The organism is Bifidobacterium sp. ESL0704, from assembly GCF_029392075.1.
Classification (GTDB): domain Bacteria; phylum Actinomycetota; class Actinomycetes; order Actinomycetales; family Bifidobacteriaceae; genus Bifidobacterium.
Genome location: NZ_CP113929.1, coordinates 109,231 through 124,166, shown reverse-complemented (window position 1 = coordinate 124,166; position 14,936 = coordinate 109,231). Strand labels below are relative to the sequence as shown.

Here is a 14,936-nt window from a genome sequence, read left to right as displayed (position 1 = left end):
AAAAAAAATCTCTTCCTATAAAATAATTATTCTTTTGTGATATTATAATACACGCAATATAAAAAACATGGATTTCAAATCATGGCACTGCGATGCATTTCAGTGCACGCGCGACCAGGAAGAGAGAAAGATGAAAAAAACGAAACGAAATCCGATTAGAAGATTAATCGTTCTACTAACGACGGTAGTAACCTCGGCTTGTATGGTAGCAAGCCCGGCGATTGTTGCCAACGCCGATGAAACAGCGAGTCCAGCTGCCGAAAGCAGCCAAACACAAAGTGCTCAACCAGAGAACACCAATGCTGCTGGATCTTCGCAGACACCGAGTACCAGCACCCCTGTAGCGCCGAACAACAGTGGCAACAAACAGTCTGCGCAAATTCCTGCAACCAGTGGCTTGGCTTCGACTTCGAAAGAAACGACAACGCCCGCTTCCGGTGATGCCGCAAAGACAGACACAGCTTCGAAGGAAACAACCGACAAGACGCAGCCTCAGGGCAAAGACGCCAAGAACACTAAGCAGCAGGCGTCGCAGCCCGCAGCCCAAGGTAATGACACCACCGTGTCCTGCGGCACGCTCAAAGGCTGCTTCCCCGATCCGTCCTTCCGAGCTTACCTTGTCAAGTTCATCAATACCGAGCAGTACCCGAATCCTAAGCAACAAACCGGCTGGTTTTTGACCGGAAATCAAACGAAATCATTCGATGAGTTCCCTGTAACACAGGCATGGCTCGACTCGGTAACCAGCATTTCCAGCGATGGAATCCCACAGACGGGCTCTGCTGACCTTCCCGTGAGTATAAAAAGCATCGAAGGCATCAATCTTTTCCAGAACCTCAAATCCTTTAATATGGAATATGACACCTCCACTGCTCATGAGATCGCGGTTTCTTCTCCCGGCTTTTACGGGGTTGAAAGTCTAGACCCGATCACTTTAAACAACATGCCAAATCTGGAGACCTTGAAACTTCAGAACTTCACCGCTGCCATAGCGGACAGCTGCAAGAATCTCAAAGACTCCACAGCACCGAAACTGACCAATATCTATACCTATGATGTAGACCATGCCTTCTCCGATGCAAGCATGTTCTACGGTCTCCACAATGTTAAAACACTGTCATTGAGCAACACCGACGTCGGTCGAAACGGCGACTCGGACATCCAAGCTATTGTTGACCATTTCCCTGGTTTGGAAAGTTTGTCATTCAGCAATGCCTACAACCTGAAATCTCACCCGGACAGCGTGCTGATATTGAATAAACTAGAGCATTTGAAGTCATTCGGGTTCACAGCGCTGTTCCTTTATCAGAACCCGATTCTCAATAGAATCGCACAGCTTTCGAAGATCAATACCCTTGACCTGAGCTCCAACAGCATCTATAACGTTGAGTTTCTGTCAAAAATGAGCAATCTCGAGGCCCTAGATATCAGCGATAATCAGATAACCGATTTGCGGCCGCTCGCTGACGAGTCGTTGTCGAACCTCAACAAAGTTATAGCAACTCAAGAGATACCGCGAATAGCAGAGGTTTCCGTAATCGGAGCAGACGGGTCCGCCAGCTTCAGTTATGGCAACAACTACAACATCGACGGCTCAGTGCCCCACTTGAAGTCGGTGAATTACATTCGCGGCGGCGTCGCTATGTCACCCCTTCCGACGGACCTGTACCACAACGACACCACGAGCCACATCTTCACGGTGTCAAAGATCGATTCGAGCAGCAGCCAAGTCAGCTATACGCTCGGCGACAACATCGTCACCAAGAGCGGCAAGAACCTTGGATCTCTTGAAATCATCAACAATCAAGACTTCCACAATCCGCAGGCGACGTTTGATTTGCGCGGAGGCAGCACCCCGAATGGAAGCAGCCACACAACCAGGCCTAGGACGACACCATACGGCCAGAAACCGGCACAGATGTGGAATCCGGTAATGTTCAACGACGATGGCAGCAAGAACCCGAACATCACATTCGAAGGATGGGTCGGCTGCGCCACTCAGCGTTCAGTCAATCTGAACTATCTGGGCGAAGGTAGCGGTGAGCCGTATACGAACGAATGCACTTTCGAAAAGGCCGAACCTATAGACTATTCGAATACCGTGATGACGAAGGATTTGACACTCTTCGCCCTGTGGTCCACCGACAGCTACGATGTGACGTTCGATACTGGGCTCAAAGATGGGCCAGTCGTCAACAAACAGCATGTCCTTCGCTTCCAGCACGCCACAGACCCCGGTAAACTCGTCTACACAGACGCCTTGGGCGAATCACACGACTTGATCGGATGGTTTGCACCTGACGGCACCAAATATGATTTCGGCACGCAGGTGACAGGTCCAGTCACATTGAGCGCCAAGTGGAAAGGCATCACAACCATCCGCACGGTGACCTTCGACGCCAACGGCGGCAAGTTCGCTGACGGCAAGGCCACGCAGACTGTGAAGGTGAAGGACAACGAGACCGTGACCAAGCCCGCCAACCCGACCAAGGACGGCTACAAGTTCGACGGCTGGTTCGAAAACGGCTCCGAGACCGCGTTCGACTTCACCAAGCCGATCATCAAGAACGTCAGCCTGCAAGCCAAATGGACCGAAATCCACACGGTGACCTTCGACGCCAACGGTGGCAAGCTCGCCGACGGCACGAACAAGAAGACCGTCAAGGTGGAGGACGGCCAGACCACAACCAAGCCCGCCGACCCGACCAAGAGCGGCTACGCGTTTGACGGCTGGTTCGAGCAGGGTGCCGATACCGCGTTCGACTTCGACACGCCGATCACCGCCGACGTCAGCCTGCAAGCCAAATGGACCGCCACCTACAAGGTGACCTTCGCCCCGAACGGCGGCAAGCTCGCCGACGGCACCGTCGACCAGACCGTCAAGGAAGGCGATACCGCTAAGCAGCCTGCCGACCCGACCTGGACGCACCACAAGTTCGCCGGCTGGTTCGAAAACGGCTCCGCGTTCGACTTCACCACGCCGATCACCAAGGACGTCACCCTGCAAGCCCACTGGACCGAAATCACCCACACGGTGACCTTCGACCCGAACGGCGGCAAGCTCGCCGACGCAGCCACCCAGACCGTCAATGACGGCGACAAGGCGACCAAGCCCGCCGACCCGACCAATGACTGCTACACGTTCGCCGGCTGGTACGAAAACGGCTCCAAGACCGCGTTCGACTTCACCAAGCCGATCACCAAGGACGTCAACCTGCAAGCCCACTGGACCGCAAGCGACTGCACGGTGACCTTCGACGCCAACGGCGGCAAGTTCACCGACGGCACGAACAAGAAGACCGTCAAGGTGAATAAGGGCCAGACCACAACCCCGCTTGCCGACCCGACCCGCGACGGCTACGCGTTCGACGGCTGGTACGAACAGGGCGCCAATACCGCGTTCGACTTCACCAAGCCGATCACCAACAGCACCACCCTGCAAGCCAAATGGACAGTCACCCACACGGTGACCTTCGACGCCAACGGCGGCAAGCTCGCCGACGGCACCGTCGACCAGACCGTCAAGGAAGGCGACAAGGCGACCAAGCCCGCCGACCCGACCAATGACTGCTACACGTTCGCCGGCTGGTTCGAAAACGGCTCCAAGACCGCGTTCGACTTCACCAAGCCGATCACCAAGGACGTCAACCTGCAAGCCCACTGGACCGCAAGCGACTGCACGGTGACCTTCGACGCCAACGGCGGCAAGCTCGCCGACGGCACGAACAAGAAGACCGTCAAGGTGAATAAGGGCCAGACCACAACCCCGCTTGCCGACCCGACCCGCGACGGCTACGCGTTCGACGGCTGGTACGAACAGGGCGCCAATACCGCGTTCGACTTCACCAAGCCGATCACCAACAGCACCACCCTGCAAGCCCACTGGACCGTCACCTACACGGTGACCTTCGACGCCAACGGCGGCAAGCTCGCCGACGGCACCGTCGACCAGACCGTCAAGGAAGGCGACAAGGCGACCGAGCCCGAGGCCCCGACCCGCACCGGCTACACGTTCGCCGGCTGGTACAAGAAGGGTGCCACCTCGGCGTTCGACTTCACCAAGCCGATCACCGCGAACGTCAACCTCATCGCGCAGTGGAAGGCCATTCCCTACACGGTTCACTTCGACGCCAACGGCGGCAAGCTCGCCGACGGCACCGTCGACCAGACCGTCGACTACGGCAGCAAGGTGACCAATCCCGGCGACCCGACCCGCGACGGCTACACGTTCGCAGGCTGGACCACCGACCAGGAGGGAACCCAACCGTTCAACCTCAACACCGACACCGTTAAGGGCAAGACCACCCTCTACGCGCAGTGGAAGCTTAGCAGCGAGTACACGGTGAAGTTCGAGGCCAACGGCGGCACCTTCTCCGGCGGAACGACCGAGGAAATCATGACGGTCAAGTCCGGCGAAAAGGTGACCGCGCCTAAAGATCTGACTCCGAAGAGTGAGCATTACACCTTTAAGCGCTGGACTCTCAAGCAAGATGGCGGACGAGCCTATGACTTCGATTCGCCTGTCACCTCCGACCTCATCCTCTACGCACAGTGGAGTCATCATGGCGACCACGGAAACGGTGGTAACTCTGGTACTAGCGGCAGTAACGGTGCCAACGGCAACGGTGGTAACGGCAGTAACGGTGCCAACGGCAACAACAGTGGCGCCAACAACGGCAACACGAGTAACCGTCGCCGTTCCAGCCGCCACTATGCTTGGAGGCATCGCAGCAGTCATGCGAACGGAGTCAATCCGAACGCCACTGCTCCGGTTCCGGATTCGACGTCTCAGGATCAGGTCGTCACCCCGAAGGATAAGCAGAAGAAGCCCGCCAAGAAGCATAAGGTTCCTGTCTGCCCGTCCGGTTACGTACTGCGTCAGTCCGCTGACTTTGAGGATGCGGCCGGCAACGTCGAGATGGCAAAGATCAACCCGAAGTGCGTCCAGGCCAGCACCGTTTCCCAAGAGACCACACAGCACAGCTCATTCATGTGGCTCTGGTGGCTGCTGCTCCTGTTTGTACTGGTAATCGTGGCGATGTACACGTACCACCGTTACGAGAGGAACAAGGCAGAGAAGGAACAGCCGATAGGTTCACAGCACATAGCCTACTAAGCTGAGCACTAGGGATTTCTTCCCTATCTAAGTAAATGGCCGGTCGCCATAAAAAGTGGCCGGCCATTTACTATGTCAAAGCACCGAAACGCAGTACCGAGAAACACAGCCCAATTATGTGTGGGTTAAGCGTTGCGTACTGCGGTTTTTGATTGCAAGTGATCGAATATCCTTCGGCAAGTTGCTCGTTTTCGGTTGATGCGACGCAGACATTTGGCGTCTTCTTCCACCTCATAACGTCCAAACTCACAGCAACGATTGCAACCTGCCGAGGGGCTTGCCGTAGATCTCTATGTGGCAAATACAGACATGAACACCGTGGTGCCTTCGAATCCTCCTCAATAGATACCTCAATGTTCTCGTTATTCACTCGAAATAAGCCAGCAACGCCGCTAGTTGGCCCTAAGCAGCACTTGTGCTAATAAGTGTACACGGGCATGGAAACACGGTCTTTCACGTCAATTCTGACACCATCGAAGCCACCAATAAGCATTAGCTAACTAAGAATTCAAGAGAACTGGATACTTCCGGATGCTTGCCACATCGATGATGACTGTTCAGCCAACCAGCGAAACCAAAAACCTAAAGCACCGTGTCCTAGCTCGTAGCCTCGTAAATGGAAAACCGGACTTCTCAGCGTGAAAATTCGCCGGAAGAATGCCATGGAATCGGCGAGAAATTATAGCGTGCATGGCGCACCATAACGATGACCACTCCCCCCAACAGCACTCCAGCGGCCGTCAACAGGCTGTACAACAAGGCATCGCCAGGTGTCGATGAAGGAATATCTTCCGGAATCCGCCCTCGTTGAGCGGTAATGATGAGACGATGGGAATTGACACCGTACGGGGTGCAGGTCATCAATGTCAGCAGATCTTTACCTGGAACGACCTTATAAAGATGTGTGTCTTCAGGCAAAATAACATGGATGCCGGTGACGCGATAGCCCATCGTGTGCTGAAGCGTATCGACATAGATGATGTCGTGGATGCGCAGTTCGTCTAGACGCGTAAACATAGTAGCGCTAGCAAGCCCACGGTGCCCTGAGAGCACAGCGTTTGTGGATGCTCCTCCCACGGGCAGGCTAGTGCCGTAAAGATGGCCTACACCCTGCGCAAGCGCTGCATCCGAAGTTCCATGATAGATTGGCAACTTCACCGAAATCTTAGGAATCCTTATTGACCCCATAATGCCGTCGACGGTGTTGAGCCTAGCCTGATATTCCTTATCATTGGCCGATTGAAGGTCTTTATGAGAGTCGTCATCTGAAAAAGGATCGATTTTGTCACCCAGCAACAGCTGACCCGACTGTGCGATTTTAGCGTTGTATTGTCGGTCAGCGTTCAACTCGCCAACAACATTGCTCTGCGGCCATTTGCCGGCCGCACGCTTAGACATGGCAATGGCTTTGCTTTCCTGCTGATGGCTATAGACACGATTGATCGGTATCCACAGCACGGCGACAATAAGCGCCAACACAACAATATCATGGATAATCTGAATGACCATCCCGTAAACGTCTCTGTCGTCGTCTTTCAAGTTTGAGATGAAATCCCGAAACGCAGGGAAAGGATAGGAAGCAGTCGTATCATGAGAGACATTAGGGGCACAATTCTCCGTTGAATCGTTGCTATAGGGTGATGTTTCGGTCAATCTAACGCCATTCCTTATTAGCCGGAAAGTTTGAATAATGGACAATACTATGCCCAACGAGGATTTATATTCTGCAGAACCATATTAGTACATCAAACAATAAAACGCCTGCCGGAACAGGAATCAACCCATTCCAGCAGACGTAATATCCTTACCTTATCCCCTTATCATGAATGTCAAAATCTTAACATTCACTTGCGGGAATCGGCAATCACTTGGCCCTACGAGCGGCCTTGTGACGACGCTCAAGCACCGTGGTACCGACTGCTACCATTGCGAGTACAACGATTGCGAGCAAGACCAGTGCGATTCCAGCACTACCGGTAAGAGGCAGCTGAGAAACAGCGGTCACATTATTGACTGTGACGGTCTTATTAGGAGCATTATCACTTGCGGTAACAAGCTTCAAGTTCCAGTTATCATTCGAATTCTTGACGTACGCAGCACCTGCAGTATCCGCACCGACCGTAACAGTGAATTGCGGCAGGAACAGATTACGCACACCGGTGGCACCCTTTACTTGCTTGACGACATAGTCACCAGCATCAAGATCCTTGATGGTAATCTTGCCTTCATCACCCTTAGTAGTAGAAGGTGTCAGATTAGTCACCTTATCTTCCGGCTTGGTCGAACGCGAATAAACACCCGAGCCGTCAGCACCAGCTGCGAAATGAAGCGGTTCGCCCAAATCAGCGGCCTTGCTAGCGGAATTGTCAGCAGACTTGAACAGTTGGAACTCCGATCCAGTCAGTGCCACGCCCTTATCACCATACAGCTTGTTGAACAAATTGAAGTCATAAAGCTGAGTACCAACTTCAGAAGAGCTACCGTCGCCATCACCTGGACCGTTATTGTTATCTCCTCCGTTATCAGAGCTACCAGAACCTCCAGTACTTCCGTTGTTGCCGGAATTATTGTCGTTTCCGTTTCCATCACTATTCGGCTGCTTGTTGACACTATTGGAATATTGCAGCAACGCCTTATTCTTGACGTTCTTACGATCGCCATTCTTGGTATCGAACTTCATCCAATAAGAGATGAGAAGCTTTTGACCGTGCTTGTAATGTCCAACGAATGTATCATAGAAGTTGAAAAGAACACGATGCGAATATCCCTTGCTGGGTTCACCTGTTATAGCTGTGCCATCAACGTCACCGTTATAAATCTTGTATGTCCCCGAAGGAATAATCTCAGAGGTATCCGGATCCGGAGTGGTGTCACTCACATAGACAACTGTCTTGTGATCTGAATCATTGACATACGTCAACGGTTCAGTAGAATCATCCTTCACGTTGAACACATAATGGTCAAAACCGGTAGTCAGCGGCACTTGGGTCTTAATGTAGTACTGGATATAACCACCATTGGCATCCAAAGATGCTGAAGGGTCCACACGTTCCTTGAGAATGGTCGGCATATCAGCCTTCATGGCGACTTCACCCAATTTATTACCACCATTAGCAACATTGGCATAAGCCTTGGAATTGCCAGAGCCTGTATCTTCGAAAACAGCCGTACCAACAAGCATAGGAATGGAATCCGTTCTACCATTGGTGCTTCCGCCAGTCACATCTTCGATTGCATAAAGACCAGGCTGCTTGACAGAGAAGGTAAAGCTAGTATTGGTACTGCTCAGAGGAGCGCGCATACCCGAATTGGCTGTATGTGCATCAGCTGAGGCAGACGTGAACTTGGTAATGAAGTCAGTTTGCTTAGTCAATGACGTCACAAAATCACGAACTCCACCAGCCCACTGAGAGGTAGCATTATTGTTTGCAGTGGGATCATAAGAGGTCTCATCATCGTTCTTCGAATTATCAGTCGCCTTATAACCAAGATAATTCGAAGCCAACTCACCAACCGGGTTGTCCAAGGAATAATTGGAATCATGCGTGAAATCTTTGATACTCTTCAGTGCTGCCTTCGATCCATTGAGCACAGCCTGATCAGTATCAAGCATGAAACCTGTCAGATTGCCATTGCTGTCGACTGAAGCCGCCTTGTAGGTTCCCAGTCGAACTGCTGCAAAAGTATGACCAGACAGATTTTTTGCCTCAGCCATAACCTTGATGGTCGCCCCAACGTTCTTACCGGGATCAACCAAGGTAAGCGGAGTAGAGCCATCGTTGTCACCTTTGGTTGCCGAATCAGCGTTTGCAACGCCGAAAGGTGCCAAAGCGAGCAACGTGGCTGCGGAAACAACCGCTCCCACGAGTGCGCCAAGCTTTTTCTTCTTATTCATTTTCTTCCTTTACTTTTGTTTGGTTTACGTTACTCACAGAGCATCAGACCATTAAGGGCCAGACGCCGCTCCAAAGACAATTGCTATCAGCTTCTTCATCACACTCCCACGTACTCCTCTCCGCGAATCGATTTCATCGAATGCTTGAGTTGAGGGGCTTTATGCGTGAACTTGTAAAGCACGGCAAGCAGAACCACAAACAACAAACCGATAAGGACCCATCTCCATCCACCAGTCATCGGCAGATTACTAAGATGTGCTATATCGAGATTGCTCTCAACAGCCTTTGATTGATTGCCAGGTGCCGGTTGGACAGTATCGGTTACCTGTACCGAAACCTTGCCAGGCTCTACATCGTCAGGCATGCCAACCGTCCATTTACCATCCTCGACAGTGCCCTGAGAGGAACCGTTGGCTACCATCTCACCGGAGGTGCCATTCTTGTACTTGTACCAAGTAGCTACCACTTTTGAACCGTTCGGCACTGCTTCATCACCGTCCGGAGTAGCATGGCGCGCCGTGCCTGTAACAGAGTTCCACTTCGCTGAGGTAATGGTGACAACAGGCGCACGCATATCGATGATGGCCGGATGTTCCTTCGTGGTTGAAGTGACGGCAGACTGTGCAACTTCCGTATACTTACCCGTATCCTTATCCTTTTCGGACCTGGCCATCTGGGCCACAATACGATACTTCGTATACTTCTCAGACAACTTCTCCTTGCCACTGGCCTCTGGAGAACGATCTGGTTCAAGGAACTGTGTGGCATCAAGCTCAATCTTCCAATTACCATCCGCTGGTACGGAATCTTTTCCGCAAACAACACCTGCAGTCTTGGCGCTTTCATCCGTCGCACAAACCGTATGCGGATCATCGTTCGCACCGATTTCACTGACTGGATCGCCATTGTCCTTCAACGGCTGAGCATAAAGATGCACAGTCACATCACCCTTTGTATCGTCTTGCGTACCGGTGATAACGACTTTCTTGTGAGTCCCATCTGTATTAAGCAACCTGCCGTTAACTGTATGCGGAACAGTTAATCCAGTCATCTCACCATTGGCATCAATTGGGAAATCTGGCTTATTCGGCTTGCCTGGATCGACATGCACGGTAACGGAATTAGACCAATCAGATTCAGTGTGGTAATGGAACGGATCACTTTGCGTCGCACGATACGTAAACGTACGCTGTGCTTCGTCATAATCGTCTACATACCTGGTATCCGTCAGAGACCACTTTTTATCAGCCCCTACCGTGACCTTACCGATCACCGTAGCGTCATCGACATTGTCACTACCACTCTTCATGGAGTAGAGCGTCAACGTCGCACCAGGAATACCAGTACCAGAAATCGTACGAGAGATATGGCTAACAGTAGCTCCATCTTTAGGATCAAGAATGCTCGGAGCAACAGGCCTAGGAACGTCATACTTAAAGGAAGCTGAATTATTCGACCAACCTTTATCAATCAGCTTTTGCGCCTCAAGCTTCTTCATACCTTCAGTAACACCCTTGACAGACTTAGTATCATCAGGATTCCCGAGAGGATTGTAGGTATCAGGATTATCCGTACACTCGCTCGTGACACCATTAATGTTGGTAGTGGTCACCGGCCAACTAACCATCTTGAAGTAACCTGTCAGTTCCTTTTGGTCCTCCTTTGCTTTGAGGAAATTAATCGAACCATTGGAATTTTGTGCCGGAGCATACTTAAACGGATAATCCTTTGACTTTGATGTCGAATCAATCTTAATTCCGCCAGTAGCCGGATCCGTATCCAATGCCATAATATTCTGGCGTAATTGCTTAGGTACCACAAAGCCCTTATCGCTTGTCATTAAGTAATCCTGCACGGTCTTACCAATCGGTTTGTTGTTGGCATCGACTATGGCGATAGAACCACCTACAATCTTTCCATCACGAATCTCGCCATCTTTATGCTCATTCTCATAGCCACTATTGTTCTTGTCGTTGCTATTCCGAGCCGCATATTCAAACTGTCGGTTGTGTTTGTTGAGCTTATAAGAATTATCACCGTTAACATCCGATGAAAATTCTTTCCATGGATCACCTTCCCAGCTCGCCAGAGGATTCTGTGAACGATACTGTGCAGTAGGAGTCAAATCGGCAACTGGAACCCACTTATTTTCAGTATTTAGACCTAGCCATTGGAAATAATATCCGGAAACCTGTGCACACTTATGCTGCAGCTTACCGTTGTTGGCATACCAATCTCCAGACAAATTAAAACCATACGGATCGTTCGCCTTATCGTAAGCTGGGTCATACCACATATTCCAGAAAGTATTCGCCGGAGCAGTTCCAGGAGATTTCTGACCTTCCGGAGCACTGTTGAAACCATTATCCAAAGAAACGCCCCAATTCGACGAACCATTGGTCCAAGTCTGCGGGTAGTTACCAGACTTGACAGGATCACGAGTCAGAGGACCGTAGGCAAGCCTCGGACCTGCACAACCAGACGTATTCCCACATGCGTCATAGCCATAAACATTTGCATCCGCATGTTCTTTCTCGGCGTTTGCCTCATTGCCTTCCCCGGCAGCGAGATAATCGTCAGCATCCGGAGTATTAGCAATATCAATGGTATTGGTGCCATATGCCTTTGCTTTACCCTTCAAATACGTAAGCCTATCCTTACTACTCATACCTCTAAGCGACGAAATACTGGAAGGATCCTTATCTACTGTCACATAGACATGCTGAGTCCAAGGAATTCCACCCAAAGTACCATCATCAGGATCATCCTTATACGCAAGATCAGCCTTTATGGAAACAGTCAGATAATCGTATGCTCCTGAAGTCTTGTACGCAGTAATGGCGAAACGATCGTCATTGTCCCAAGCATTAGCCCAACGATGATTAGCCCCTTCAGAAAGAGCTGGCGAGTACTTCGCCATCCGCATCTCAGAGCCGTCACCGCGATAATCATAAATTACTGAAATATTGTTCTGATGCTGATTTGTGTTACTTGAACCGTCACGATTAGCATTTTCGTCCTGAAGGACATCGACATCACCATGCCCTACTCGAAGCATGAAGTCCATACGCAACTTATCCTGCAGGGTATCCATTCTTGAGTTGTAGTTCAGCATCTTGAACAGCTGCGGAGAATGGTCTACTGGAACAACCTTAATAGACTTAACCTGCGAGAAATCAGTGTACTTCGTATTATTCCTGTGCCCCGGCAGACTCTCACGTACGCGATAACTGTAGGTTCCAACCAGAAGCTTCGTATCAGTCATTGACCAATTGCCATGCTCATCGGCTTTAACATCCACCCCTTGAGTATAGGGATTCTTATTGTCACCCTCGAGCACCTGCTGGTCCTGAATCTTCGTGCCCCAGTTACCGTTCTTTTCGTCATCTCCGGGTGCGCTGAAGTTTCCAGATTCTCCAGAAATTCGATAGACTTCGAGGCTAGCACCTGGACGCGCATGACCTTCTAGTTTCGGTGCATAAGTATCGTAGACTTGGGTGCCATTGCTCGGAGAGTCGAGCGTAGGAGCATCCTTGACGGTATCATATCCGTAGAAAGCTGAGTCCACAGACCAACCCTTATCAAGCAATGTCTGAGCATCCTTCTGGTTCATGTTCTCAACAAGACCGAGAGTTTTGTTGGATGTATCTCGCGTGTAGCCCAACGGATTAAGGATATCTTGATCGGCCGTTGTATTGGCACTGGCACTGCAGCTGGCACCATCCTTAGTGCTGTCCGGCGTAGAGCTTACAGGCCATGTGACCAGCTTGAAATATCCGTTAAGATCCGGCTGTTTCTGACGCACTTCAGCAAAATCAATCTTACCGTACTCATGTTGAGCAGAGGACTCACGATTCGTGTCCGTTCGGCCTTCCGTCCATGTACCCCCACGGAAATCACCGGTATAGTAAGTATTGTTACCGATCTTTTTGCTGCCCATCTGCTTGTTGTTGTAAGCAGAATACTGACCTAGCTCGCCATCAGTAGGACTACCCATAGGGACCTGAGAACGATACTGGGCGTGAGGCGTCAAGCTCGTGACAGGCTGCCAGTTACCCTTCTTATCCAAACCGACCCACTGGAACCAATAGCCGGAAACCTGAGAACAGGGGTGACTCGTGCTACTACCATTACCGTTCGGATCATGGTCCTTTGGCAATGCCGGGTTCTTCCAGCCGATATTGAACACACTCATCGGGGCATAACCCTCATCTGCGTCATCGCCATAGCCAGTATCCGCCGCGGAGAATCCTTCGCGCAAATCGAGGCCCCAATTTGCAGACTGTCCCCTTACCTTCTTCGAAGTCTCGCCGTTGTTGCCTTTCCAACCGGTTTTGTTGTTGTTCAGAGGATCCCACCACGGCTTCACGAATCCATCAGTACCGGTAGCAAGACGTGGACCGTTGCAAGCTTGGTCAGCATCATCGCAAGCTGCTGAGCTATAAAGACGCACAGGATCACCGGCACTCACATTGAAAGCGTGCGCCGCTTCCATGGACTCGACATTAGGCTGACCAGGATCATTGCCCTGAACTGCATAAACATACAACGGTTCTTGCGTACCGCCAACAGCATTCGCATTAACATCTTGAGCGCTGTAGTTGAGCTTCGCCTTCACCGAAATAGAAACATCATCATAGATGGGATCGGAAATGACGTCGGCATCCGTACGAACGGGAGTGACCGAATGAATTGTGTAAACATTCTGATCATTGGTTGTCTCCGCCCAGACCGTAGTGCCCTTCTTACTGTTCTGAGTCTTCGTAAGAGGCACATAAGTCAAATTGCTCACCGCATCACCGGATTTGCCTGTCGGCGAAAACTTCATATGCAGATCGAGGTTTTCAGCATCTGCAGCCAGTTCGATCGAACCGCGAGGCACCCGCAAAACAAAGTCCATGCGCAACGCTCCACCCGGAACTTCAATACGACTGACGTAATTGAGCATCCTCGAAGACACGGGCTGAACTTTACCGAGAGTCACATTAGTTGAGGGAGCAGCAGTGCTACTATCCTGCGGTGCAGCGGGAGAAGTCTTTGTTTCTACCTTAGCCTTAGCATCGGCCACACAGGTGATGGACGAGGCATCGCCACACCACGAAAGTCCATCGGGATTGAGCGTCTGCGCCGCCATCAAATCAGCGACATAATCGGAATTCATTAACTCGTTGGGAATCACGACTTCAGCGTTGTCACCGTTGACGGCCTGCTTGGAAAGCGGGATAGGCTCGTGCGAGTTGCCATCGTTGATGACCGCATAGACATGCAACGCCTTGACCTCCGCCGGGTCAAGCGCACTGGTTTTCAACGCGATGGAAAGACTATCGTACGTCTGCCCTTTCGGAGTATCGAGCTTTTGAATAGTAAAGAAATCGCCCGCTGCCTTGCTCCACGCATCGCTCGCGGCCTTCAAAGCTGACTGGTCGGCGTCCTTGCCGCCCAGAGTATTGATATAGGTAATCCGGCGCATCATCGTCTGGCCGTTCGCGTCGGTACGATTACCGATGAACAGCTGCAACCCGCAGCGTCCCTCGCCGTCAGCTATCTTGTCGTCACCAGTTGCAAGGCCTACGCAATTCGGCTTGACATCTCCGCTGGCCACCTTCACGTCCATATTCATCTTCAGGCCGGTTTTGGTCCACTCAGATGAAGCATTATAGCCATTCAAAGAAATGAGAGAGGGCTTGTGAATCGCCTCAGTATCAACTCCAGTAGCTTTCACACTCGCTGTGGAATCATTCATCTCTTGACTAACCGACTGAGCGCTTGCACCTCCCACCATAAGAACTCCGGAAAGAGAAATTGCAATCACGGCAGCCATGCTCACCAAGTGGCTCAACGTATAACGTTTTTTATGTTGCACTGCTTTTTGAGACATAGTTCTAACTTCCTCTTAAACAATTGTTATTAACAATATCACATCG

General features: G+C 51.1%; 4 protein-coding genes. 1 reads left to right on the top strand and 3 read right to left on the bottom strand.

Annotated features, from left to right (window positions below; genetic code table 11):
- Positions 1-202: 202 nt before the first annotated feature.
- Positions 203-5,116 (top strand): InlB B-repeat-containing protein, encoded by a 4,914-nt coding sequence (locus OZX64_RS00395; protein ID WP_277172986.1) that lies wholly within the window; start codon positions 203-205, stop codon positions 5,114-5,116.
- Between the two features lie 633 nt (positions 5,117-5,749).
- Here OZX64_RS00395 and OZX64_RS00390 read toward each other — a convergent pair.
- From OZX64_RS00390 to OZX64_RS00380, 3 genes are all read right to left on the bottom strand, one after another.
- Positions 5,750-6,769 carry a class C sortase gene (locus tag OZX64_RS00390; RefSeq protein ID WP_277172983.1) on the bottom strand — a complete coding sequence of 340 codons (1,020 nt, stop codon included), beginning with the start codon at positions 6,767-6,769 and terminating at the stop codon, positions 5,750-5,752.
- A gap of 211 nt (positions 6,770-6,980) precedes the next feature.
- Positions 6,981-9,011 carry a SpaA isopeptide-forming pilin-related protein gene (locus OZX64_RS00385; protein ID WP_277172981.1) on the bottom strand — a complete coding sequence of 677 codons (2,031 nt, stop codon included), beginning with the start codon at positions 9,009-9,011 and terminating at the stop codon, positions 6,981-6,983.
- A 98-nt stretch (positions 9,012-9,109) separates the two neighbouring features.
- A complete protein-coding gene (locus tag OZX64_RS00380; protein WP_277172979.1) occupies positions 9,110-14,890 on the bottom strand; it encodes a hypothetical protein in 5,781 nt (1,926 codons plus the stop codon).
- Positions 14,891-14,936 lie beyond the last annotated feature (46 nt).